The following is a 23,297-nucleotide window of genomic DNA, read 5'->3' on the forward strand; positions in this document are numbered from 1 at the left end:
TAAAATATACATAGATGGAGTATATTTGATTCGCTGTAGAATAGCGTAAAAAAGGTAAAATGGCGGCGTCGATTATAAGCGAGCCGCCATGCCTACTCAAACCACTCCAGCTGTACCAACATCTCCACAAGACTTCACTACTGAGCTCACTACCGGGCTCACCTCCCAGCTCACTATCACGCGGCCTGACGACTGGCACTTGCATTTGCGCGATGGCGCATCGCTTGCCAGCGTGTTGCCGCATACAGCGGCGCAGTTTGCTCGTGCGATAGTGATGCCTAATCTCAAGCCACCAGTCACCACAACTGAACAGGCGGGCAGTTACCGTGAGCGGATTTTGGCAGCCTTGCCAGCAGGGATGAGTTTTGAACCATTGATGACGCTGTACCTGACCAACAACACGCCGCCAGATGAAATCCGTCGTGCAAAAGATAGTGGGTTCGTCCATGCAGTGAAGTTGTATCCGGCTGGTGCCACCACCAATTCAGATGCCGGCGTCACCGATCTGAGCAAATGCTATAAAACGCTGGAAGTCATGCAAGAAGTCGGCATGCCGTTTTTAGTGCATGGAGAAGTGACTGATCCAGAAATCGATTTATTTGATCGTGAAGCGGTTTTCATCGACCGAGTGATGCTTCCGCTACGCCGCGACATGCCAGACCTGAAAGTCGTTTTTGAACATATCACCACCAGCGAGGCAGCGCAGTATGTTGCCAGCGCCGAGGGTCCGATTGCAGCAACGATTACCGCCCATCATTTGCTGTACAACCGCAATGAGATTTTTAAAGGTGGCATTCGTCCGCACTATTATTGCTTGCCTGTGTTGAAGCGCGAAACGCATCGCCTTGCTTTACTCAAAGCTGCCACATCGGGTAGCCCGCGCTTCTTCCTCGGTACGGATTCTGCACCCCATCCAAAAGGTTTAAAAGAGCATGCCTGCGGTTGCGCCGGTTGTTACACCGCCTTGCACGCGATGGAGCTGTATGCCCAAGCCTTCGATCAGGCGGGTGCGTTGGATCAGCTGGAAGCCTTTGCCAGTTTCAATGGTCCCGATTTTTACCAGTTGCCGCGTAACACAGGCACGATTACTCTCAAGCGTGAGAGCTGGAACATGCCGACCGAATTGCCATTTGTCGACACCAGTATCGTGCCGCTCAATGCGGGTGAAACCTTAGCTTGGAAGATGTTTGCTACCCAGCCATAAGCAGGGTGGCTGAGTATCAACATAGGCACAAGCATGAACACATTTTTCTCCGGCATCGATTGGACGCAAGCCTGGTATACCTCAGTCAGACCAGCGGCGCAAGAGTTGTTGATGTCGGATGACTGGCGCAGCCATATCAATACCTGCGCGCAAAAAAAAGATGTGCGCAATCAGCGGCAGCAAGCCATTCGTTTTGTTGCGCAAGACGCGCTGCCGGATGGCGCCGCATACGAGACCTTTATCAGCACGACAGGACAAGTACCAACGCGAGAAAACCTGCACGATTTCTTTAATGCCTTGGTATGGCTGACTTTCCCCAAAATAAAACAGCAATTAAATGCTTTGCAAGCTGCACAGATTGCCCAACACGGCATAGGGAAATCTCGTGGAGCAGCACGCGATGCTGCCACGATTTTTGATGAAAATTCTGCTTTACTGGTAGTAGAGAATTCTGTCGATGGCGACGCTTTAATCGGAGCATTGCGGACGCATCAGTGGCAGCAGGCATTTATTCATTATCGGACGATGTTTGGTCAACAAGCCGAGGTATGGGCGTTTGGTCATGCGCTGATGGAGAAGTTGGTGCAGCCGTATAAAGCCATTACGGCGCATGCGTATGTGGTGCGGGTTGAACCCGATTTTTTTACTTTGGACGCTGATACTAAGCGTGACACTCTGGATCAGATGGTTGCGCAGGGTTTGGCCGGGGTGAGTTTATCTACCTCCGATTACACGCCTTTGCCTGTGTTGGGTTTGCCGGGATGGTGGGTGGTGCAGGATGAGGATTTTTATGCTGATACGCAGGTGTTTCGGGCTAAGAGGGTACCGCAATTAGCTCCTTCAGAAATATAAAGAACTCGGTCATCAATCAGTGATGCACATTGCTTTGCGTGCAAACCGTGTCGTTGGTTTTGGATTACTGGCCGGTGGTAGACCGGTGGCTAGTTAGCTTTTTTGCTTCGCCAAAAAAGCTAACCAAAAAAAGGCGACCGCACCGTCGCTACCCTTTGGGTTCCCGTTTGTGCAAGGCAAAAAATGGGAAGTGTCCACAACTCGGTTGGCTCAGACAAGGACACTTCTTTTTCCATTTTCTGCCTTGCACAAACGGCAGCGCCAAAGCGGAATTCAGATCAAAAGCTGACTTAAAACCAAAACCAAAACCAAAACCAAAACCAAAACCAAAACCAAAACCAAAACTAACTCAGTGGCGCTTGTTTAAGCAGATGTTTACAATTCTTGAATAGGTATTTTGCTAAAATCTTTTTCTGAGTTTCTCTCTATAGGAGCGAATATGAATGTCATCAATCAAGAAATTTTCTTGCGGAAATTAAAGCAACATTGGTTTTTTATTGCCGCAATCGTGATGATTTGCGGTGATTGGATAGTGGTGAGGACTCAGGGTGTAGATCGGCCTCGCTTGATGGAGGCTGCTGTTTTGGGTGATCTGGCCTTGATTATGCCTTTGCTATATTTTGTCTGTTATCGTTCCAAAGGCAAAGCTGCGATTATTCGCGCTTGTGCTTTAAGTTGCAGCGCGATCTGGCTTTGTGGTTACATTATTCCGCACGCGCATCATTACTTATTGAATAGCTTAAGCTGGATGCGTTATTTGGGGATGGCGGTGCTGACGGTGTTGGAGATCAAGCTGATACTGATGTTGTGGCGTACCATCTTTAAATCTAATTTATCGGCTGAAGATGTTGCGACTGAAGTTGCGGCTAAAGCTGATATACCATTATGGGTAGCGCGTTTGATGGCCTTAGAAGCCAGGTTCTGGCGTCGTATCTGGCTAACATTAAAGCAACTCACAGGTCGCGGTGACCAGTGAGTTGCAGTGCTACATAATTATTGTTCCCGCAACCAAACCTGTGAACGTCCAAACCAAGGTGTGCCGATATAGCCGCGCACATTGAGTTTCTTGTTGTTATCTGTCACGGTTAATTTGCTGCGGTACAACTTACCGTTGGCGGGGTCTAAGATACGGCCGCCGGTGTAGTCATCGCCGTCTTTTTTCAGACCCGACAAAATCGTCATGCCGATCACAGCTTGATCTTTATTGACGCCCTCACACTTGTCGCATTTTGGATTGGCGTCGGCACTGGGTTCCAGAAAAAGTTTTTCTATTTTGCCTTGCAGTTCGCCGCCACTCTCGACGATGCGTATCAGTGCTTTGGGTTTCCCTGATTGATCATCAATACTTTTCCACAGACCCACTGGCGTCGATTCTTGTGCAAGCGCGAATGAACTAATGGAGGCTATCAAGATAGACAAGGACAGGGTGAGGAATTTTTTTGTTTGCATGGTGTCTCCGTTATTAAAGTTTTTAGCGTTAGGACTGACTCAAAACTGCCTTAGTTGCGTTACAGCGCCTAGTCGGGATAATTTTGCTTTAGCCCTAAACTTGTTATTAGATTGCTGACAGAAATTGTACGTGGCGTTGATTTCGCCACGTACTTAATTTTTAGAGCATCTACTTTAATAAAGAGAAAACACCACAATCGCCTAGTGTTTAGGCTGCCGGCAACTTGGCAAACTGCTCGCGCAATTTATCTAGTGTGGCTGAGAAGTTGGCCATTCTTTCTTTCTCTTGCTCAACCACTTGTGCTGGGGCACGTGCGACAAAACTTTCGTTACCCAGCTTGGCTTGCGCCTTGCTGATTTCTGCATCGAGTTTGGCGATTTCTTTGCTTAAGCGTTCGCGCTCTGCTGCCACATCGATTTCTACTTTAAGCATCAGTTTAGAGGTGCCGACGACCGATGTTGGCGCTGGAGAATCCGGCAATGCATCTACCACCAGTACCTCGGACAACTTTGCCAGCGCTTGCAGATACGGTGCGAACGATTCCAGACGTGCTTTCTCTTTCGCATCGTTTGCTTGCAACAACAGCGGCACGCGTAGCGCCGGAGATAATTGCATTTCACCACGTAGATTGCGACAGGCATCGGTCAATAACTTCAGCGCGGTCATCCATTCTTCGGCAACGGTATCGATGTTGGCGGTGTTCACCAAAGGATAAGGCTGGCGCATGATGGAATCTCCAGCTGGATCTAAGGTCTTGCCCGCCAGTGGCGCGACGGTTTGCCATAAGGCTTCTGTCACAAACGGGATCACCGGATGCGCCAGCCGCAGTATCACTTCCAGCACGCGCAATAAAGTGCGACGGGTTGCACGTTGCTGTGCCGGTGTGCCTTGCTGTACTTGCACCTTGGCGACTTCCAGATACCAGTCGCAATATTCGTCCCATACAAACTTATAAATGGCCGAGGCAATATTGTCGAAGCGATAGTCCGTAAAGCCTTTTTCTATTTCGGCCTCGGCGTGTTGCAAAGTGGAGATGATCCATTTATCCGCTGGCGAATAATCCAGATCTGCGTCCGTCACCGTGGCGGCAAAACCGCAATCATGACCTTCGGTATTCATCAGCACAAAGCGGGTTGCGTTCCACAATTTATTGCAAAAATTACGATAGCCTTCGCAGCGACCGAGGTCGAAATTAATATTGCGACCAAGTGATGCATAGCTCGCCATCGTAAAGCGCAGGGCGTCTGTGCCATACGCCGGAACACCATCGGCAAATTCTTTGCGCGTGGCTTTTTCAATCGCGGTTGCCTGCTTAGGATTCATCAAGCCAATCGTGCGTTTAGCGACCAGATCATCCACGCTGATGCCATCGATCAGATCAATCGGATCGAGCGTATTGCCCTTGGATTTGGACATCTTCTGACCGCTAGAATCTCGCACCAGACCATGTACATAGACCGTGTGGAATGGTACCTTTCCAGTAAAGTGCGCCGTCATCATGACCATGCGTGCGACCCAGAAAAAGATAATGTCAAAGCCAGTCACCAGCACCGAGGATGGCAAGAACATTTCTATGTCTTTAGTTTCTTCCGGCCAGCCCATGGTAGAAAACGGCACCAGCGCTGAAGAGAACCAGGTGTCCAATACGTCGTCATCACGCTTTAACGCGCCGCTGTAACCAGCCGCATCTGCTTTGGCTTTGGCTTCTTCGTCATTACGTGCCACGAAGATTTCGCCATTGTCACCGTACCACGCAGGGATTTGATGACCCCACCATAGTTGGCGTGAGATACACCAGTCCTGGATGTTGTTCAGCCATTGGTTGTAAGTCGTGCTCCAGTTTTCCGGTACAAATTTGATTTCGCCATTCGCGACTTTTTCTAGCGCGACTTCGGCGATGGATTTGCCTGGGAAATGCGTGCCTTCTGGTGCGGCTTTGCTCATCGCCATAAACCACTGGTCGGTTAGCATAGGCTCGATCACGACATTGGTACGATCGCCACGCGGCACCATCAGTTTGTGCGGCTTAACGGATTCTAATAAGCCTTGCGCGTCGAGGTCGGCGACGATTTGTTTGCGCGCGACAAATCGATCCATGCCTTGATAAGGCGCTGATCCGTTCTCATTAATTTTTGCGTCCAGTGTAAGGACGCTGATCAATTCCAGCTTATGACGCTGACCGACTGCGTAATCGTTAAAGTCATGCGCAGGCGTGATCTTGACGCAGCCTGTGCCAAACTCTTTATCAACATAGTCGTCGGCGATAACGGGAATTTCTCTATCCGTCAGCGGCAGTTTTAACATCTTGCCGACCAAATGGATATATCGCTCATCGGTAGGGTCAACCGCGACTGCAACGTCGCCCAGCAAAGTTTCTGGACGCGTCGTTGCAACCGTCAAATGACCACTGCCATCCGCGAACGGATAGCGGATATGCCACATAAAGCCGTCTTCTTCTTCCGATACCACTTCCAGATCAGACACAGCAGTACCCAACACTGGATCCCAGTTGACCAGACGCTTACCACGATAGATCAAACCCTGTTCTACCAGTTTGACAAATACTTCAGTGACGACTTTGGAGCGCGGTGCGTCCATCGTGAAGTATTCGCGTTGCCAGTCTGCTGACGCACCCATGCGGCGCATCTGGCCGGTGATGGTAGAGCCGGATTTTTCTTTCCACTCCCAGACTTTTTCTAAAAATTTTTCACGACCTAAATCATGACGTGAAATTTTTTGTGCATCGAGCTGGCGTTCTACCACGATTTGGGTCGCAATGCCGGCGTGGTCCGTGCCCGGTATCCAGGCGGTGTTGTGACCACGCATACGATAATAGCGGGTCAGACCGTCCATGATCGTTTGGTTGAAAGCATGCCCCATATGCAATGTGCCGGTGACGTTGGGCGGCGGTAGCTGGATGCTGAAAGACGGTTTGCTGGCGTCGGTACTGGCGGCGAAATATCCGCGCTTTTCCCACTCTGTGCGCCAAAATGCTTCGATATCGGCGGGCTCAAATGACTTGGCTAATTCCATGATGTGATCTAGGTTTGGTTGGTTTGCTCAATCCTTGATTATAAGGGACAGCCGTATCAAATCTAAAATATGCTGCATAAGATATGCTGCATAAAATCGGCCCGATTTTGAATATTCTTTTTTTGCCCGCTAAATGCGCTTGGATTGAAGCAGACAATCGCTGGCTACCAGTTAGCTTTAGATCAGGATTAATAAAGTGCGGGATGCACTGATGGAATGCCATAGCAGTACCAGCGTAGCGAGATTTTTTATATTGATATCAGCTTAATTTAGCTTAATTTCCATATACTCCCCATTATTTTTATAAAAAATAGCGATTTGTCCATATTTTATATGGACAGTCTAAATATACATCTCCTGAGTATATTAATATCTTAACTGGATCAAGCCTGCGGCCGTAGTCAGATCCGTCCGCAATCATGCTTTGTGGTCTGCTTGCATCGCAGCATGGGTATTCGCTCAGAATGCCGAAGAAAGCGTCAATTAAAATGCTAGCATGTCATTGGTTTTAAAAATCACATTGGTTCGTCAGAGCCAGTTGCCGTCCGCAAGCAAAGCTATATCCTCATTTTTAGAAGTTCCTTATAACGAAGAAGTATTTCTGTATGAGCGTATGTTTGACAATAAACTGATACTGCGTTGTTCCCGCGCCGTTGTTCTGTTATTGGCTCTTGGCCTGACAGCGTCGCCCGCACGCGCTGATGAGGCTGCAGATTTGGCGCAGATTGATCAGATTTAGATTCTTGGTGATACCGACAATGCCAATGCATTAAAGCAGTTGCAAAGCTTTCAAGAAAAACTCTCGGCCGATGCCAGTTATCAAGTCAAATTAAAAGCGCTCAAGTTGATGACAGGATTGTTATACGATGCTGGCAAGGCGAGTTCTGCAAAAAAGGTGAATGCGACTCTAATGGCGTTAGCTGTCAAAGAAGGTGATCAGCGCTCGATCAATTTTGCCAAAGTTAACCAGGCGTTTGACGAGATTGACGATGGCCATCCTGAACAAAGTATTGCCAATCTTACTGAGGTGCAAGATGCGATTAAGGCGTCGCCTGACCCAGAACTGAAAATGCGCATCAGCAGCGCTTTTGGTGCGGTCTACGCATCGACTGGCCGATTTGAATTGGCGCTTTCTTATTACTTAGACGCGCTCAAACTCACCGATCTACAACCACGCCGGCAAGCGCATGCCAAGTTGTATCAGCTTGATTTAATCAGCCGGCTATACACGACTATGAAAAATCCAGAGAAGGCGCTCACGACGATCGATGAAGCGCTAGCGATTTTCTCGGCAACCACGGATCTGAAAAGTTTAGCCTCACTGACTATGGTGCAGGGCGTTGCCTATGCGCAGTTAGACCGCAACAAAGATGCGCTGATTTCTTTTCAAAAAACACTCAACATCGCGCGTGAGGCGGGCATCCCGGCGTTGGAAATTAGCGCACTTGGTAATATCGCTGATCAATATCTGATCATGCATAATTTTGTTGAGGCTGAGCGTACTACCAAGATCGCCTATGAAAAAGCGGATGCGATTCACGATGAATATTTAAAGCAACTAGCCAATGTCAACTGGGGATTTGCGCTCGGCGGGCAAGGTAAGATTACTCAGGGTGCAGAAAAAATAAATAGCGTGATCGCCTACTTTGAAAGCATCGATTCTAAAACGAACGTCGAGGGTATTTTAGGTGAGCTTGGTCTCATGTATGAGCACGCGGGCATGTACAAAGAAGCCGTCGCAACCATGCACAAGAAGGAGACACTGAGCGATGATCTATTCAAAGCTGAGAGCGCCAAAGCCGTCGCCACTTTACAAGAGACGTTCAACGCGGACAAGCGACAAAAGCAGATCGAGTTATTAGGTCGTGATAACCAGTTAAAGGACGCCGATATAAAAAATCGTCGGCTGCAACAAGTCATCACCTTGCTCGGTGCCATGTTGACAGTTATGGCTGGAATATTTATTTTCTTGTTGTACCGCCGCGTCAGAAAAACGAATGCAAAATTAGTCGAAGCGAATTTGCAATTAGAGTTCCATGCCGTGCGCGATCCTTTAACCGGACTCTATAACCGGCGATCTTTTTTAGAGATCATGAAAAATCGGGAGATCAGTAGTGACAGGGAACGACGTGAAAATGATAGCGACAATCCAGATTGCTTGCTGTTATTAGATATCGACCATTTCAAGCAAATTAATGACACCTGGGGTCACGCGGTTGGTGACAGTATATTAATGGAAGTCGCCCATCGTTTGAGAAAAACAGTACGAGATTCAGATATGGTGTTGCGTTGGGGCGGTGAAGAGTTTTTGATTTATTCGCCTAAATCCAACCCTGCTCAATTGAAAAAATTAGTCGAGCGCGTGTTGTCTGCTATTGGCGAAAATTCGGTTCAGGTCGGTGAAAATGCGATCTTGGTTACTGTCACAGCGGGATTTATTTCCTTACCTTTTTCAGATATTCCCGAAGAAATTTGTAGTTGGGAAAAAGCCATGCAAATGGCGGATATGGCTTTATATCTGGGCAAAGCGCACGGGCGCAACCGCGCATATGGACTGGCACGTTTGCTGGTGCCGCACGAACAAGCAATGCCGATTCTGGATCACGACTTGTCCGCGGCGATCAGCGCTAATATGGTGGAATTAATCGAAGTCATCGGGCCGGTAAAGCGCAAAGAAATCAATACGAATTAAAAAATCAAACGATCTGTTAACAGAAAGTCGTTATAATGCGGCTAGTTTTTGAGATGATTTCGAAGCTACAAGATACAACAATGTATTAAACAAGCATCGCAACTAGTACCAGAATAAAAGTAACTGAACACACGAAACTGAATAAGAGAAATGCTAGGGGTCCTGCCAGCAAGAACACGCTGACGGGTGAGAAATACCCTTGAACCTGATCTGGATAATGCCAGCGAAGGGAAGCAAATTAGTGCCGCACGGGGCTACTCAAACCCTCATCATCTTCACCGTGCGCACCTCAAGCCTCCCACGCTGCCACCAACAATGTGCACGTTAATGGGAGCAAAAATGAACGCCAAGCCACAATTTCTATCCGCTACCGCAGTAGTCGATCAAGCGGCAATCCAGCCGCTACCAAATTCCCGCAAAATTTACATTCAAGGTAGCCGTCCTGATATTCGTGTGCCTATGCGCCAGATCAGTCAGTCCGATACGCCAGCGATGTTTGGTTCCGAAAAAAATCCACCAATTTATGTCTATGACACCTCAGGACCTTACTCTGACCCAGAGGTCAAAATCGACATTCGATCCGGCCTTGCCTCGGTACGTGGTGCATGGATTGCAGAGCGCAATGACACAGAAGAGTTGTCCGGCCCATCCTCCGATTATGGGATCGAAAGACTCAACGATCCTAAGCTGGCTGAGCTACGTTTTAATCTGAAGCGTAAACCACGCCGTGCTTTAGCCGGAAAAAATGTCACTCAGATGCACTACGCAAGACAGGGCATCATCACGCCCGAGATGGAGTACATTGCCATCCGTGAGAATCTACAACGTCAGGAATATCTCGTCAATCTAAAAGCCTCTGGCCCTATGGGTAACAAACTGGCTGAGGTCATGGGTCGCCAGCATCCGGGACAATCTTTCGGTGCGTCAATTCCGGATCTGATTACACCAGAATTTGTACGTTCCGAAATTGCCCGTGGTCGCGCCATTATCCCCGCCAACATCAATCATCCAGAGGTTGAGCCGATGATTATCGGGCGTAATTTTTTAGTCAAAATTAATGCCAATATCGGCAACTCTGCAGTGACTTCCAGTATTGGTGAAGAAGTCGAAAAAATGACATTGGCAATTCGCTGGGGCGGCGACAACGTGATGGATTTGTCTACTGGAAAACACATCCATGAGACACGAGAATGGATCATCCGTAATTCGCCCGTACCTATTGGTACTGTCCCGATTTATCAGGCATTGGAGAAGGTCAACGGCAAAGCAGAAGATCTGACTTGGGAGATTTTTCGCGACACATTGATCGAGCAGGCGGAGCAGGGCGTGGATTACTTTACTATTCATGCTGGAGTGCGTTTGCAATACGTACCGATGACGGCAAAACGGATGACCGGTATCGTTTCTCGCGGCGGATCGATTATGGCGAAATGGTGTCTGGCGCATCATAAAGAGAGCTTCTTGTATGAGCATTTTGAAGACATCTGCGAGATCATGAAAGCCTATGACGTGTCATTCAGTTTGGGTGACGGCCTGCGTCCTGGCTCGATTTATGATGCCAATGATGAAGCGCAATTAGGCGAGTTAAAAACTCTGGGTGAGCTGACCACTATCGCTTGGAAGCATGATGTGCAAGTCATGATCGAAGGCCCTGGTCATGTGCCTATGCATCTCATCAAAGAGAATATGGATTTGCAGTTAGAGCAATGTCACGAAGCGCCTTTTTATACGCTGGGACCACTCACGACCGACATTGCACCGGGTTACGACCACATCACTTCTGGTATCGGTGCCGCACAAATTGGCTGGTATGGTACGGCGATGTTGTGCTATGTCACGCCAAAAGAACACTTGGGTTTGCCGAATAAAGTCGACGTCAAAGACGGCATCATTACTTACAAAATTGCCGCTCATGCAGCCGATCTGGCGAAGGGACATCCGGGTGCGCAAATCCGCGACAATGCTTTGTCTAAAGCTCGCTTTGAATTTCGTTGGGATGATCAATTCAATATCGGACTCGATCCGGACAAGGCGCGGGAATTTCATGATGAAACTCTGCCTAAAGATTCTGCCAAAGTTGCGCATTTCTGTTCGATGTGCGGCCCCCATTTTTGCTCGATGAAGATCACGCAAGAAGTCCGGGATTACGCGGCCAAACAAGGCATTACCGAGATCGCTGCATTGAAGCAGGGGATGGAAGTAAAAGCGATTGAGTTCGTCAAATCTGGTGCAGAAATCTACAGAAAACAATAAGTCCTGGCTATGACTCCTATCGTATTGAATGGCGAACCCTATCAATTCGATCGGGCGCAAACGCTGGCTGGATTGATCGAGACGCTGAACCTGTCCGGGCAGGCGATTGCGGTTGCCGTGAATCGCCAGATTGTCGCTCGTTCGCATTGGTCGAGTTACTACTTGCAAGCGCAAGACCAAGTTGATGTGGTGCGTGCCATCGGCGGCGGGTGATATGGACACTTCATTTTTTTTCGTTTGGGTTAGTGCGTACGGGCACTCCAAAAAAATTATATGAAATTCATGGAGAGGAATTTTTATGCAACAAGAACACAATCCCAGTCTGATCGTTGCTGGTAAAACTTACCGCTCACGTTTGCTGGTTGGTAGTGGCAAGTACAAAGATTTAGAGCAAACGCGATTGGCGACAGAAGCCAGCGGCGCTGAAATCATTACGGTGGCGATCCGTCGCGTGAATATCGGACAAGATCCTAATGCGCCTAGCTTGTTGGACGTTGTACCGCCAAATAAATACACAATCTTGCCAAATTCTGCCGGTTGTTACAGCGCGGAAGATGCGGTGTATACCTTGCAATTAGGGCGTGAATTATTGGGCGGTCATAAGCTGTGCAAACTGGAGGTGTTGGGAGATGAAAAGACCCTTTTTCCTAATATGCCAGAAACCTTGAAAGCGGCCCAAATCTTGGTCAAAGGCGGCTTTGATGTGATGGTGTATTGCAGCGATGATCCGATTCAGGCAAAGATGTTAGAAGACATCGGTTGCGTCGCCATCATGCCCTTAGCATCGTTAATTGGATCGGGTATGGGGATACTCAATCCCTGGAATTTGTCGCTGATTATTCAGCAAGCCACTGTGCCGGTATTGGTTGATGCTGGCGTTGGTACCGCCTCAGATGCGGCTATTGCCATGGAGTTGGGTTGTGATGGTGTTTTGATGAATACGGCGATTGCCGGTGCGCATGACCCGGTTCGGATGGCGCGTGCGATGGGCTTGGCAGTAGAGGCGGGACGTGAAGCGTTTTTGGCGGGACGCATTCCTAAAAAATTTGTGGCATCAGCATCCTCGCCGATGGCCGGTCGGGTTGCGTGAGCGGATGACGAGATCAATGTTGGATCAACCTACAAATCAACCTACAAATCAACCTACAAATCAACCTATAAATGCGGCTGCGAGTTTTAAAACAAGACAGCGACCCTGCGTACTGGTATTTGCCGGACACGACCCAAGTGGCGGTGCAGGAATACAGGCTGATAGCGAAGCGATTGCAGCGCAGGGTGCCCATGCTCTGACGATTATTACGGCGTTAACAGTGCAAGACAACGATCGTGTATTTGCGGTGCATGTAATAGAGCCCGATATCATTCGTCATCAAGTTCGCGTTTTGCTACAAAAATGCAAGATTGCTGCGATCAAAATTGGTGTAGTCGGGCACCGTGCCAACGCAGAATGTATTGCAGAGCTAGTGGCCGAAATTGTGCAAAGTCAGCCTGGTACGCCGGACATCCCAGTGATATTAGATCCTGTACTATCTAGCGGCCATGGCGACGTTTTATTGCTAGACGATGCGCCGGACCAGGTCATCCAACCGCTCTTAGAAGTCGCAACTCTGATCACGCCGAACATGCCAGAAGTACAGCGTTTGTGCCCGACAAGTGGTGACATAGTTCAGCAAGCGCGCCAGTTGTTGCAATTTGCCTGCCGCGATGTATTCATCAAAGGCGGTCATGGTTCGGGGCGGCTAGTTAATAACCATTGGTTTGCTAACGGGCATCATCAGCAATGGCAATGGGATCGATTGCCTGCCAGTTATCACGGAAGTGGTTGCACATTGGCGTCCGCGATTGCAGGGCAACTTGCAGCAGGCGCATCGATGGGCGAAGCTTTAGAGAACGCGCAGCGCTACACGCAAGACAGTTTGGCACAAGCTTACGCGATCGCACCGGGGCAATTGATTCCTTGTCGCATCTAAAAACAGAAAGAAAAAAATGCCAATTCTTCCGAGTCAGTTCGCAGGTTTATATCTGGTAACGCCCGATTGGGATGATACTGACCGGCTGCTTGCCGTCAGCGAGCAAGCCATACAAGGTGGGGCCAGGTTGCTGCAATACCGGCACAAATTTGCGGATATTAAGTTACGTATGCAGCAAGCGTGCGCGCTGCAAAGTCTATGTCAGCGGTATGCCATTCCCTTCATCATTAACGATCATATTGAGTTGTGCCTTGCGTTGGATGCTGACGGGATTCATGTTGGCGGCACAGATGCCAGCGTGGCAGAGGCACGCGCGCAGGTTGGCTCGGATAAAATCGTGGGTGCGTCTTGTTATGGCGATATACAACGGGCACATGCGGCACAACAAGCAGGCGCAAGCTACGTGGCGTTTGGCGGCTTTTATCCGTCGCGAGTGAAACAATATCCGGTGACTACGCCCTCGAGCATCATCTCCGAAGCTAACACTCAGATTACTTTGCCCAACGTCGTGATCGGAGGAATGACGGTGGACAATGCCAGACCGCTGGTACAGGCGGGGGCCAACATGGTCGCCGCGATCAGCAGCATTTACCTGGCCGATGATCCCAAAGCCTCTGCAAAGGCATTCGCCGCTCTATTTTGAATAAATATACTCCTGGTGGGTATTTTCAAAGTGCCCATATAATAATTGGACAATAAGCTTATTTTCATAAAAATAATGGGGAGTATATATAATTTGTCGATCTTGATTAATATGTCGGTGTTCTTTTAGGTGATTATCAGGGCGAGCTTCAAAAGCCATTTAATCGAGATACAGCGCTAAGCAGGATTGATTACTTGGACGCAACAATACGTCGACATAGCAATACGCTGGCACGGCTATGGTACGCAACAATGGAACGTGATGGAGGCATTTAATGCTCTTTAGCAGGGAGGGTTTTTAGAAGTTCTCCAGCGTGTTACTCCCGTATAATCATGGGATGCAAAATCTTCTCCATAATCTGAATCCAGAACAGCTCGCTGCTGTCACTTTACCTTCGCAATCTGCTCTGATTTTAGCGGGCGCAGGCTCTGGTAAAACCCGCGTCCTCACTACCCGGATTGCCTGGTTAATCCAAACCGGACAAGTATCACCGCAAGGGATTCTGGCAGTCACGTTCACCAATAAAGCCTCCAAAGAAATGTTGTTGCGCTTGTCGGCGATGTTGCCGATCAATACGCGCGGCTTGTGGATAGGTACTTTCCACGGCTTATGCAATCGCTTGCTGCGCGCCCATCATCGTGATGCCAGCTTGCCGCAGACGTTTCAGATTCTGGATTCATCGGACCAGCTCTCGTTTATCAAGCGTTTGCTGAAAGCGAACAACGTTGACGATGAGAAGTTCCCGCCGCGTACCTTGATGTACTTTATTAATAGCGCAAAAGATCAGGGTTTGCGGGCCGCAGCGGTGGATGCTTATGATGATTTCAACCGCAAAATGGTGGCGTTATATGAGCTCTATGATGCGCAATGCCAGCGTGAGGGTGTCGTCGATTTTGCAGAATTATTATTGCGTACTTATGAGCTACTTAGCCGCAATCAGCCTTTGCGTGAGCATTATCAAGCTCGCTTTAAACATATCTTGGTCGATGAGTTTCAGGATACCAATGACCTGCAATATAAATGGCTAATGCTGATGTCGGGCCAAGGCAATCAACATAGCGGCGCAGTATTCGCGGTCGGCGATGATGATCAGAGTATTTACGCTTTCCGCGGTGCCAACGTCGGCAATATGTCCTCGTTTGAGCAAGAATTTAAAGTCGAAAATATTATTAAGCTGGAGCAAAATTATCGCTCGCATGGCCATATTCTAGATACCGCAAATACCCTGATCGCTAATAACAGCAAACGTCTTGGCAAAAATTTGCGTACTGATGCAGGCCATGGCGAACCTGTGCGCATTTATGAAGCCAGCAGCGATATTCAGGAGGCTCAATGGATTATTGAGGAGGCAAAAAATCTCATTCGTGAAGGCTCAATGCGTAGTGAAATCGCGATTCTGTATCGCTCTAATGCGCAATCTCGGGTGATAGAACACGCTTTATTCACAGCAAGTTTGCCGTACAAAGTGTATGGCGGCCAACGCTATTTTGAGCGCGCTGAGATTAAGCATGCGATTGCCTATTTGCAGTTGATGGACAACCCGCACAATGATTCTGCGTTTTTGCGTGTCGTTAATTTCCCGGCGCGCGGGATTGGCGCTCGCTCCTTAGAGCAACTGCAAGACTCAGCCAAACAATATGGTATTTCGCTTTATGCGGCGGTACCTTATGTCGCTGGCAAAGCAGGAACGTCGCTGGGTAATTTTGTCAAATTAATTGAAGGCGCCCGGTTTGAGACCCAACGTTTATCTTTGCCAGAAATGGTCAAAGTTGTTCTCGATTTAAGTAGCCTGATCACGCATTATCAGAATGAAAAAGAAGGTGCTGACCGGATCGAAAACTTGGAGCAATTAATCAATGCGGCGACGCTGTTTATTTCCGAAGAAGGTTTTGGTTCAGATGCCCCGGCTTTGTTAGGGCCGGCGTCACAAGCAGCAGTCGGCCTGGTGACGATTGCCGATGGGGTAGAGATTATTGACGCAGACGCTGCCCTGCCCGCAGTGATGTCGCCGTTGTCAGCATTTTTATCACACGCATCTTTAGAAGCGGGCGACAATCAGGCGCAGGTGGGACAAGATGCCTTGCAATTGATGACGGTGCATTCTGCTAAAGGGTTGGAATTTGATGCTGTCTTCATCACCGGTCTGGAAGAAGGTTTGTTCCCGCATGAGAATAGTGCGAAGGAAGATTCTGGCGTAGAAGAAGAACGGCGTCTGATGTATGTGGCGATCACGCGGGCACGCAAGCGGCTATATGTTAGTTTCTCGCAGACCCGTATGCTGCATGGACAGACACGCTACAACATGCGCTCACGGTTTTTTGATGAGATGCCAGAAGAATCGATCAAATGGTTGTCGCCAAAAATCCAGCCAAGCTGGTTCGGGAATAAAAAATCGGCCTGGGATGAAGAACCCTCAGCAGGTGCAAATACGATTGCACAGAATTTTAATCAAACAGGCAGCAAGCTGGGCTGGCGCATTGGCGAGACGGTGATGCATGCCAAGTTTGGTGAGGGTGTGATTGTGAATATCGAAGGTGGCGGCAGCAATGCTAGGGCGCATATTAATTTTGGACGGCAAGGCATGAAGTTGCTGGACTTGAGTATTGCGAAATTGGATAAAGTGTAAAAAACGACTGTGCTCTATCAACCCGATTACATTTAAAAAGAAGCTTAATTTAATATGGATAACACGCAATTAATTAACTATGCAGGTGCGGCGATTTTTGGATTGGCGGTGTTACATACATTCTCTACCAAGCATTTTTTACATCTGGCACATACTAGTAAAAATCATGCGGGTTTATGGCATTTGCTGGGTGAAGTAGAAGTTGTCTTTGGTTTTTGGGCGTTAGTATTGGTTGGCTGTATTGCTGTACTGAATCATCAGAAAGCAGCCATCAGTTATTTAGAAAGCCAAAATTTTACTGAGCCGCTATTTGTCTTCGTGATACTGACCATTGCAGGGACAAAACCTATTTTGCAATCCGTGCAAAACTTAGTGAGTCGTGTCGCGGCAATATTGCCGGTAAGCCCTGCAGTTGGCGCTTATTTTTTGTGCCTGAGTCTGGTGCCTTTGCTGGGCTCTTTAATTACAGAGCCTGCTGCCATGACCTTGGCTGCCTTGATGTTGCGTGACCGCTTTTATACGAGAGATATTTCTCAAAAATTAAAGTATGCGACGCTGGGTGTTTTATTCGTAAATATTTCTATCGGCGGTGTGCTGACTCCGTTCGCTGCACCACCGGTGTTGATGGTTGCAGAAAAATGGGGTTGGGATATCAGTTTTATGTCTAGCGTATTTGGCTGGAAGGCGGCGATTGCAGTATTGATTAATGCGTTGATCGTTACCGCAGTTTTTCGCAAGCAGTTAATGGCGATTAAGCTTGCGTTGGTTGCTAATGTAGCTAACGATGCCGGTGATCAAGACACTGATACACCCGTGCCATTTGCTGTTGTATTAGTTCATTACTTATTTCTAGGTACAACAGTTCTGTTTGCGCATTATCCTGCGGTCTTTATGGGATTGTTTTTATTTTTCTTAGGCTTTACCGAGGCCTATCAGCGCTATCAAGACAAGCTGATGTTACGTGAAGGCTTGCTGGTAGCATTCTTTTTGGCCGGGTTGGTTGTATTGGGCGGAAAGCAGCAATGGTGGTTACAACCGATACTAGCTGGGATGGATTCCACGGTTTTATTTTTCGGCTCTATGGGTTTGACGGCGATCACCGATAATGCCGCGCTGACTTATTTAGGGTCGCTCGTCTCTGGGTTATCTGACGGCGCCAAGTACGCGCTGGTTGCCGGTGCGGTGACGGGTGGTGGTCTGACGGTGATTGCGAATGCACCTAATCCAGCAGGGTTTGCTATTTTGAAGGAGTGTTTTGATGAGCAGGCAATTAGTCCGCTGGGCTTGATTATCTCTGCTCTGATACCAACCGCGGTGGCTGCTAGTTGTTTTTTGATGTTGTGATTTTTTTAGAATATTGAGGCAACGTTTTGTTCATTTTATGAGTAACGTCGCCGATATTTAAACATCACAAGCAGTCACGAATCATCACAGATAGTATGCAGTCGTTGTCATGACTTTAGACATACCCTTCATTAAGAACTGGAACGGTAGCGGCAGTGCAGAAGCCCCAAGCGCGTTGGCCGCCGCACCATGGGCAATTTCGTCCAGACGCATTTGTTCTACGATGACTTTTGATTTTTTATCACCCGATGGAAGTTTGTCCAGATGACTTGCCAAATGTGCTTCGACCTGCTTCTCTGTCTCCACTACAAAACCCAAGCTAATGGCGTCGCCACAATGGGCAGCAATCGTGCCGCATGCATAGGCACCGGCGTACCAAACCGGATTTAAAAAACTGGTGTGTGAGTTTAAGTCAACCAGCCTCTGCGCAGTCCAAGCCAGATGATCTTCTTCATCCTTAGCTGAATGATTAAATGCCTGTTTGATATCTTTAGACTGTGTAACTCGTCCTTGCGCATCATATAAAGCCTGCGCGCATACCTCGCCCACATGATTGACTCGCATTAGTCCTGCGCTGTGCTTACGTTCTTGTTCGCTTAATACTGTTTCCTCTAAATCATGGCCGGGTTGCTCGCGTGAGGCATGCGCCTGACCACTAATGACACGGAGAGCACGATCAAAACCAATGACGAATTTGTCGATATCAAACATATGCTTAGCCTTTTTTGTTTAATGGGTATGTTAATGCGTATTGTAAAACGTCACCGTATATTGCGCTGTACACATGCATGCCCGTACACATGCTAAAAGTTGAGCCTTTGATATGTTAAAAAAACTTCGTTGTTGTGAAGACGCCACATTAAATTTGCTTAAATACGATCGTTCGCAAATTCTCTTTGCCCAATTTGACTTAATTTGTTTCAATATGTGTAGATTCTGAGACGAAAGGTGTCAAAGTCAAAGTAAGACTAAGGCAACCTAAAATTTACCTGATAGAGATCAGTACACTTTATAAAACTAAAAATTTTGGAGACACATTAAATGAAAAAAACGCTCATCGCATTTGCAGTTCTTAGCGCATTTGCAGCTACTGCCTCAGCGCAATCATCCGTAACTATTTATGGCTCTATTGATGCAGGTATTCGTAACGTCACCAACGTGAACGCAGCAGGCGACAGTAAGTTGGTCATGGGCGGAACTAGTCCTGGCGCGACCGGCAATGGCATCTCAAATTCTAATCGCTTAGGATTCAAAGGAGTTGAAGATTTGGGCGGCGGAATGAACGCACATTTTGTGTTGGAATCCGGTTTTAATACGGGTACAGGAACTTTAGATTCGGCAGCGATGTTTAATCGTTCTGCTTTTGTTGGTGTAACTGGTAGTTTTGGCAATATAGATCTGGGTCGCCAATATTCTTTAGCGTTTAAAACTATTGGTACGTACGAGCCATTTAATTTTAAATTTCCTTCTGTTACATCCCCAGTCGCAGGAGTAGCTTTATTTTATCCTGCCGCTGCAACTCGTTTTAATAACGATATTCAATACACTGCGATTTTGAGTGATGTAAAGCTGAGCGCTGAATATTCTTTGGGTGAGCAAGCAGGAGATATAGGAAAAAATTCAGTTAAATCTGTCGCAGCGACTTACGCAACTGGGCCGTTTAATTTCGGTGGTACTTTCATGTCCGGAGATAATAATGGTTTCCGAAATAAATACTACACAGTAGGCGGTGCCTTTAAAGAAGACAAAGTTCGTGTTTCTTTTGGTTACGTTAAAGAAACGCAAGAAACTTTATCAACAGTGGATTCCGAACAGAAATCCTACTGGGGAGGCGTAAGCTACGTAATATCTCCGCAGATTGAATTGACAGGCGCTTACTATGTAACTAAAGCTACTGTGGCGCGAATTGACAGTGATCGTAAGAATTTGGTTATAGCAGCTACTTACTCGTTGTCGAAGAGAACTAATTTCTATGTAGAGGCTGATAATAGAAAGTTGACAAATGCTTTGACCGCGTTGCCGTTGACTTTAAGCAGCGGAAGTATCAATACTGGCACACAAAATGGTGTGTCAATTGGCATAAATCATCTGTTCTAATTTAAATTTAACGTCACTGATGTTGATTTAACCTAGCTTAAATACTGAAAAAAGAAGTTTCGTCTGACGCGAAGCTTCTTTTTATTTTAAGAATATTTGTTTTGATGAAAATAGTTTCTTTTTATATATTAATTGTCGTAAAATAATGTCTTTATAGTAACTTTCCGTTGTTTATTAACGACATTTGCTGTTTTACACCCTTATAAAAGCTGATTTGGCTTTGCTGTCCGCCTTTAATTTTGGTCAAATACGTTAACTTCTTTGTAGCAGCAATAAAATTTTTGAAGTATTAGCTAGTTTGCATTATTTAAATAATTAATTTAATAATACAAATTAGCTTGATGTTGTTTGATTAATATTAAAATCCTTGGAGAAATATCAATGAAAAAATCAATATTAGCTCTGGCCGTTTTGGCAGCAGTTGCAGGCTCAGCACAAGCTCAATCTAATGTCACAATTTATGGTGTACTGGACATGGCTTTGCAAAACGAAAGTAACGGTGCAACTTCAAAAGGTCAAGGATCCATCACTTCCGTAGATAGTGGTGTTCAATCTGGTTCCCGTCTTGGTTTCAAAGGCAGTGAAGACTTAGGCGGTGGTCTAAAAGCTATTTTCAAACTTGAAATGGGCGTTAATGCCGACACCGGTTCATCCGCTCAAGGCGGATTAGCGTTTGGTCGTGCAGCTTGGGTAGGTTTAGCTGGTGATTTTGGTACGGTCAAATTAGGGCGTCAAAATAAGCCAATGTTTGACGCAGTTGATTCTATTGATCCATTCAGCACAGGTATCATTGGTGGTACTGCTGGTCAAAGTACTAGCGCTACCGGCTTGGGAAATCTATTTTTTGCTACAAACCCACGCTCAAACAATACTATTAACTATTCGACAAACAACATCAGTGGTTTCACAGGATCGGTAGCCTACACGTTTGGTGAGCAAGCTGGTGATTCTTCTAAGCTCCGCGGCATTGGTCTGTCTGGTGGCTATGCTGCAGGTCCATTAAGTGCTGTCATCGCTTATCATAGTGATAACGATGCTAATGCGGTAGCAATTAAACACACATTTGTTGGCGCTACTTACGATTTCAGTATTGTAAAAGCAGCTTTGTCCTACGGCAAAGTTACATCCGATAACAATTTGGTTGATTACAAGTTGTGGAGTTTGGGTGGTACAGTTCCTGTCAGCGATGTTGCAGCAATTGTAGGCTCATACACTCGTGTAACAAACAATTTGGTGTCCTCTGATCAAACTGGAGGTCAACTGGGTCTGGGTTACACATATTCTTTGTCTAAACGTACTAACGTTTACACATCGATTTCCCGCATTTCAAATGACAAAAACTCTAACATCGGTGGTTTAGCTTATGCCAATGGTGCAACAGAGCGTTTGGTCAATGTAGGCGTTCGTCATCTGTTTTAAGATTTTGCAGACTTAGGTCTGCTTAGTTAGGTACAAAAAAAAGCACCTTCGGGTGCTTTTTTTAATGTTGAACAAATCTTCGTAGAGGTTTTTAAGTTGCGTAAAGTACTGGAGATGCTTAGCCCAGTAATTTGTAAGCACTGCCTTTTTCTAGGGCTCGTTTATATGATGGCATTGCATGTATGCGCTGCAGCCAAACCATTAATTTGGGATGACTTGTACTATTTAAGCCTCCGCGTGCAGCTGATGCTTCTAGTACGAAGCTCATTTGTATATCTGCAGCACTAAATTCGCTACCTGCGAACCAGCCAGTGCCAGAGATCTCTGTTTCCAGATAATTCAGATGGCGAGTGATTTGTGGTTGTATGAAACTGGTTTTTACTTTTTGCGCTATGCCACGGGCGATCGGCTTCACAAAAAATGGCATCGGACTTTGTTCTATCTTATCAAACACCAATTTCATTAAGAGGGGCGACATAGCTGAGCCTTCAGCAAAATGTAACCAGTAAATATAGCGCAAATAATCTTTGGAGTCGCGATCAGGAACCAGTCGTGCGTTGGAATAGCGATTGATCAAGTATTCAACAATCGCGCCGGATTCTGCAATCGTCAAATCATCGTCGGTAATCACTGGTGACTTACCCAGCGGATGTATAGCCAACAAGGATGCTGGTGCTAACATTGTTTGAGGATCGCGTTCATATCGCTTGATCTGGTACTCCAAATCTAACTCTTCTAATAACCAGAGAATGCGTTGTGACCGGGAGTTATTTAAGTGATGAACAATGATCATATTTACTTTAAACAAAAGAGACTGATAAGCCAGGCAGCGGTATGCCAGAAAACGCAGTGAACCAGGTTTCTCCTGGCAATACCGGATAAGCATCAGTCCAGCTGCCAGTCGTTATAATTTCTCCTGCGGTGAGCGGTGAGAATTGGGCTTGTGTTTTGAGTAACTGATGCAAATGCCAGATCGCATGAAGCGGACTATCCAGAACGTTGCTACCGAAGCCTGCGCTCCGCAAAGAGCCATCACAAGACAGAGAGACGCTCGCATTGGCCAGTACTGGGCCTAAATGGTGACGCGTCGCACTCGACAGCACACGCGGTTCACCGATTAGCAAAGTGCCGTGCAAACCGAATGCAGCGATAGCGTCAGCTGCTTCAAATTTCCAATCAGGATAGGGACTAACTACAATTTCCAAGCCATGCGCCATCCATTCCAGGCAATCGGCCAGTTCATCTATTGTCGCATCCGCAGCAGGCGTGCGACCCAGCTTAAAAACCATTTCTGGTTCTACCCGCGGTTGCAGCGCACCTTTGAGGTCTTGCGATGTGTGGACGTCATCAAGATACCGTACTGTACTGTCAAACAACGTTGTCCAGATCGGCGCATGAATGGATTCTTTTTGTCCGTACTTTGGCCACAATGTTCTGTTAGTGAACGCCAGTTTTCTGCCAACGGGAACTTCGCCTTCAGCAGTACGAATATTATCTAAGCTCTTAGCAATATCGTAGGCGTCCGCAATACTAATTGCGGAATTTGATGAGATAGGAGCGAGAGTTCTGGCGTGAGCACGCGCATCCAGAAATTGTTGAGCATAGCGATCGGCTTGGGAGGACATCAGCATGACAGCGCCAGTTTTTTTAGAGATTTGTTATTGTGGGTGACGAGCACTGAATTCGCAAGCTGCAAGCTACATGTGAGGCAAAA

Annotated in this window: 19 protein-coding genes and 1 riboswitch; of the genes, 14 read left to right on the forward strand and 5 right to left on the reverse strand. The window is 47.1% G+C overall.

What is annotated here, in order from left to right:
• Positions 1-88: 88 nt before the first annotated feature.
• The 3 genes from pyrC (at position 89) to QN395_RS06985 (ending at position 3,032) form a co-directional block, all read left to right on the forward strand.
• Positions 89-1,204 (forward strand): dihydroorotase, encoded by a 1,116-nt coding sequence (pyrC, locus tag QN395_RS06975; RefSeq protein WP_322120189.1) that lies wholly within the window; start codon positions 89-91, stop codon positions 1,202-1,204.
• Between the two features lie 33 nt (positions 1,205-1,237).
• Positions 1,238-2,056 carry a DUF3025 domain-containing protein gene (locus QN395_RS06980; RefSeq protein ID WP_322120188.1) on the forward strand — a complete coding sequence of 273 codons (819 nt, stop codon included), beginning with the start codon at positions 1,238-1,240 and terminating at the stop codon, positions 2,054-2,056.
• Positions 2,057-2,495: 439 nt separating this feature from the next.
• Entirely contained in the window at positions 2,496-3,032 is a 537-nt protein-coding gene (locus QN395_RS06985) for a hypothetical protein (RefSeq protein ID WP_322120187.1), read from the forward strand.
• 17 nt (positions 3,033-3,049) lie between these two features.
• Here QN395_RS06985 and QN395_RS06990 read toward each other — a convergent pair whose 3' ends face one another.
• The gene (locus QN395_RS06990; protein WP_323492184.1) at positions 3,050-3,505 is read right to left on the reverse strand and encodes a DUF2147 domain-containing protein; all 456 of its coding nucleotides are present in this window, start codon (positions 3,503-3,505) and stop codon (positions 3,050-3,052) included.
• Between the two features lie 208 nt (positions 3,506-3,713).
• Complete coding sequence (locus tag QN395_RS06995; RefSeq protein ID WP_322120185.1) at positions 3,714-6,539, reverse strand: valine--tRNA ligase; 2,826 nt, start codon at positions 6,537-6,539, stop codon at positions 3,714-3,716.
• Between the two features lie 496 nt (positions 6,540-7,035).
• On the opposite strand from QN395_RS06995, the gene QN395_RS07000 reads away from it, so the two are divergent.
• The 9 genes from QN395_RS07000 (at position 7,036) to QN395_RS07040 (ending at position 18,067) form a co-directional block, all read left to right on the forward strand.
• Complete coding sequence (locus QN395_RS07000; RefSeq protein WP_323492183.1) at positions 7,036-7,278, forward strand: hypothetical protein; 243 nt, start codon at positions 7,036-7,038, stop codon at positions 7,276-7,278.
• A gap of 39 nt (positions 7,279-7,317) precedes the next feature.
• Positions 7,318-9,231, forward strand: a complete 1,914-nt coding sequence (locus QN395_RS07005; RefSeq protein ID WP_323492182.1) for a diguanylate cyclase — start codon at positions 7,318-7,320, stop codon at positions 9,229-9,231.
• 145 nt (positions 9,232-9,376) lie between these two features.
• Positions 9,377-9,480: riboswitch (TPP riboswitch) on the forward strand.
• A 90-nt stretch (positions 9,481-9,570) separates the two neighbouring features.
• Entirely contained in the window at positions 9,571-11,484 is a 1,914-nt protein-coding gene (thiC, locus tag QN395_RS07010) for a phosphomethylpyrimidine synthase ThiC (RefSeq protein ID WP_322120183.1), read from the forward strand.
• A gap of 9 nt (positions 11,485-11,493) precedes the next feature.
• Positions 11,494-11,697 (forward strand): sulfur carrier protein ThiS, encoded by a 204-nt coding sequence (thiS, locus tag QN395_RS07015; protein WP_322120182.1) that lies wholly within the window; start codon positions 11,494-11,496, stop codon positions 11,695-11,697.
• Between the two features lie 85 nt (positions 11,698-11,782).
• Positions 11,783-12,574: a thiazole synthase gene (locus QN395_RS07020; RefSeq protein ID WP_322120181.1), complete on the forward strand. Its 792-nt coding sequence runs from the start codon at positions 11,783-11,785 to the stop codon at positions 12,572-12,574.
• Positions 12,575-12,590: 16 nt separating this feature from the next.
• Positions 12,591-13,454 (forward strand): bifunctional hydroxymethylpyrimidine kinase/phosphomethylpyrimidine kinase, encoded by an 864-nt coding sequence (locus tag QN395_RS07025; protein WP_323492181.1) that lies wholly within the window; start codon positions 12,591-12,593, stop codon positions 13,452-13,454.
• Between the two features lie 16 nt (positions 13,455-13,470).
• The gene (gene thiE / locus QN395_RS07030) at positions 13,471-14,097 is read left to right on the forward strand and encodes a thiamine phosphate synthase (RefSeq protein WP_323492180.1); all 627 of its coding nucleotides are present in this window, start codon (positions 13,471-13,473) and stop codon (positions 14,095-14,097) included.
• Positions 14,098-14,434: 337 nt separating this feature from the next.
• Positions 14,435-16,723, forward strand: coding sequence for a UvrD-helicase domain-containing protein (locus QN395_RS07035; RefSeq protein ID WP_323492179.1), 2,289 nt, complete (start codon positions 14,435-14,437; stop codon positions 16,721-16,723).
• A 54-nt stretch (positions 16,724-16,777) separates the two neighbouring features.
• Positions 16,778-18,067 carry a putative Na+/H+ antiporter gene (locus tag QN395_RS07040; protein ID WP_323492178.1) on the forward strand — a complete coding sequence of 430 codons (1,290 nt, stop codon included), beginning with the start codon at positions 16,778-16,780 and terminating at the stop codon, positions 18,065-18,067.
• 84 nt (positions 18,068-18,151) lie between these two features.
• Here the strand turns inward: QN395_RS07040 and coq7 are convergent, their stop codons facing one another.
• Complete coding sequence (coq7, locus tag QN395_RS07045) at positions 18,152-18,778, reverse strand: 2-polyprenyl-3-methyl-6-methoxy-1,4-benzoquinone monooxygenase (RefSeq protein ID WP_323492177.1); 627 nt, start codon at positions 18,776-18,778, stop codon at positions 18,152-18,154.
• A gap of 330 nt (positions 18,779-19,108) precedes the next feature.
• On the opposite strand from coq7, the gene QN395_RS07050 reads away from it, so the two are divergent.
• Positions 19,109-20,164: a porin gene (locus QN395_RS07050; RefSeq protein ID WP_323492176.1), complete on the forward strand. Its 1,056-nt coding sequence runs from the start codon at positions 19,109-19,111 to the stop codon at positions 20,162-20,164.
• A gap of 381 nt (positions 20,165-20,545) precedes the next feature.
• Complete coding sequence (locus QN395_RS07055) at positions 20,546-21,583, forward strand: porin (RefSeq protein WP_323492175.1); 1,038 nt, start codon at positions 20,546-20,548, stop codon at positions 21,581-21,583.
• Positions 21,584-21,701: 118 nt separating this feature from the next.
• On the opposite strand, the gene QN395_RS07060 is transcribed toward QN395_RS07055, so the two are convergent.
• Together QN395_RS07060 and QN395_RS07065 are read right to left on the reverse strand one after the other, a co-directional pair.
• Positions 21,702-22,376: a glutathione S-transferase gene (locus tag QN395_RS07060; RefSeq protein WP_323493099.1), complete on the reverse strand. Its 675-nt coding sequence runs from the start codon at positions 22,374-22,376 to the stop codon at positions 21,702-21,704.
• 7 nt (positions 22,377-22,383) lie between these two features.
• The gene (locus QN395_RS07065) at positions 22,384-23,214 is read right to left on the reverse strand and encodes a 2-keto-4-pentenoate hydratase (RefSeq protein WP_323492173.1); all 831 of its coding nucleotides are present in this window, start codon (positions 23,212-23,214) and stop codon (positions 22,384-22,386) included.
• Positions 23,215-23,297 lie beyond the last annotated feature (83 nt).

Source organism: Undibacterium sp. RTI2.2 (assembly GCF_035018705.1).
Lineage (GTDB): Bacteria > Pseudomonadota > Gammaproteobacteria > Burkholderiales > Burkholderiaceae_D > Undibacterium.

Coding starts and splice junctions, on each gene's coding strand:
- QN395_RS07020 (WP_322120181.1), top strand. CDS start 11,783: ATGCAACAAGAACACAATCCCAGTCTGATCGTTGCTGGTAAAACTTAC.
- QN395_RS07035 (WP_323492179.1), top strand. CDS start 14,435: ATGCAAAATCTTCTCCATAATCTGAATCCAGAACAGCTCGCTGCTGTC.
- QN395_RS06990 (WP_323492184.1), bottom strand. CDS start 3,505: ATGCAAACAAAAAAATTCCTCACCCTGTCCTTGTCTATCTTGATAGCC.
- thiC (WP_322120183.1), top strand. CDS start 9,571: ATGAACGCCAAGCCACAATTTCTATCCGCTACCGCAGTAGTCGATCAA.
- pyrC (WP_322120189.1), top strand. CDS start 89: ATGCCTACTCAAACCACTCCAGCTGTACCAACATCTCCACAAGACTTC.
- QN395_RS07065 (WP_323492173.1), bottom strand. CDS start 23,214: ATGCTGATGTCCTCCCAAGCCGATCGCTATGCTCAACAATTTCTGGAT.
- QN395_RS06995 (WP_322120185.1), bottom strand. CDS start 6,539: ATGGAATTAGCCAAGTCATTTGAGCCCGCCGATATCGAAGCATTTTGG.
- QN395_RS06985 (WP_322120187.1), top strand. CDS start 2,496: ATGAATGTCATCAATCAAGAAATTTTCTTGCGGAAATTAAAGCAACAT.
- coq7 (WP_323492177.1), bottom strand. CDS start 18,778: ATGTTTGATATCGACAAATTCGTCATTGGTTTTGATCGTGCTCTCCGT.
- QN395_RS07025 (WP_323492181.1), top strand. CDS start 12,591: ATGTTGGATCAACCTACAAATCAACCTACAAATCAACCTACAAATCAA.
- QN395_RS07000 (WP_323492183.1), top strand. CDS start 7,036: ATGTCATTGGTTTTAAAAATCACATTGGTTCGTCAGAGCCAGTTGCCG.
- QN395_RS06980 (WP_322120188.1), top strand. CDS start 1,238: ATGAACACATTTTTCTCCGGCATCGATTGGACGCAAGCCTGGTATACC.
- QN395_RS07055 (WP_323492175.1), top strand. CDS start 20,546: ATGAAAAAATCAATATTAGCTCTGGCCGTTTTGGCAGCAGTTGCAGGC.
- thiS (WP_322120182.1), top strand. CDS start 11,494: ATGACTCCTATCGTATTGAATGGCGAACCCTATCAATTCGATCGGGCG.
- QN395_RS07050 (WP_323492176.1), top strand. CDS start 19,109: ATGAAAAAAACGCTCATCGCATTTGCAGTTCTTAGCGCATTTGCAGCT.
- QN395_RS07060 (WP_323493099.1), bottom strand. CDS start 22,376: ATGATCATTGTTCATCACTTAAATAACTCCCGGTCACAACGCATTCTC.
- QN395_RS07040 (WP_323492178.1), top strand. CDS start 16,778: ATGGATAACACGCAATTAATTAACTATGCAGGTGCGGCGATTTTTGGA.
- thiE (WP_323492180.1), top strand. CDS start 13,471: ATGCCAATTCTTCCGAGTCAGTTCGCAGGTTTATATCTGGTAACGCCC.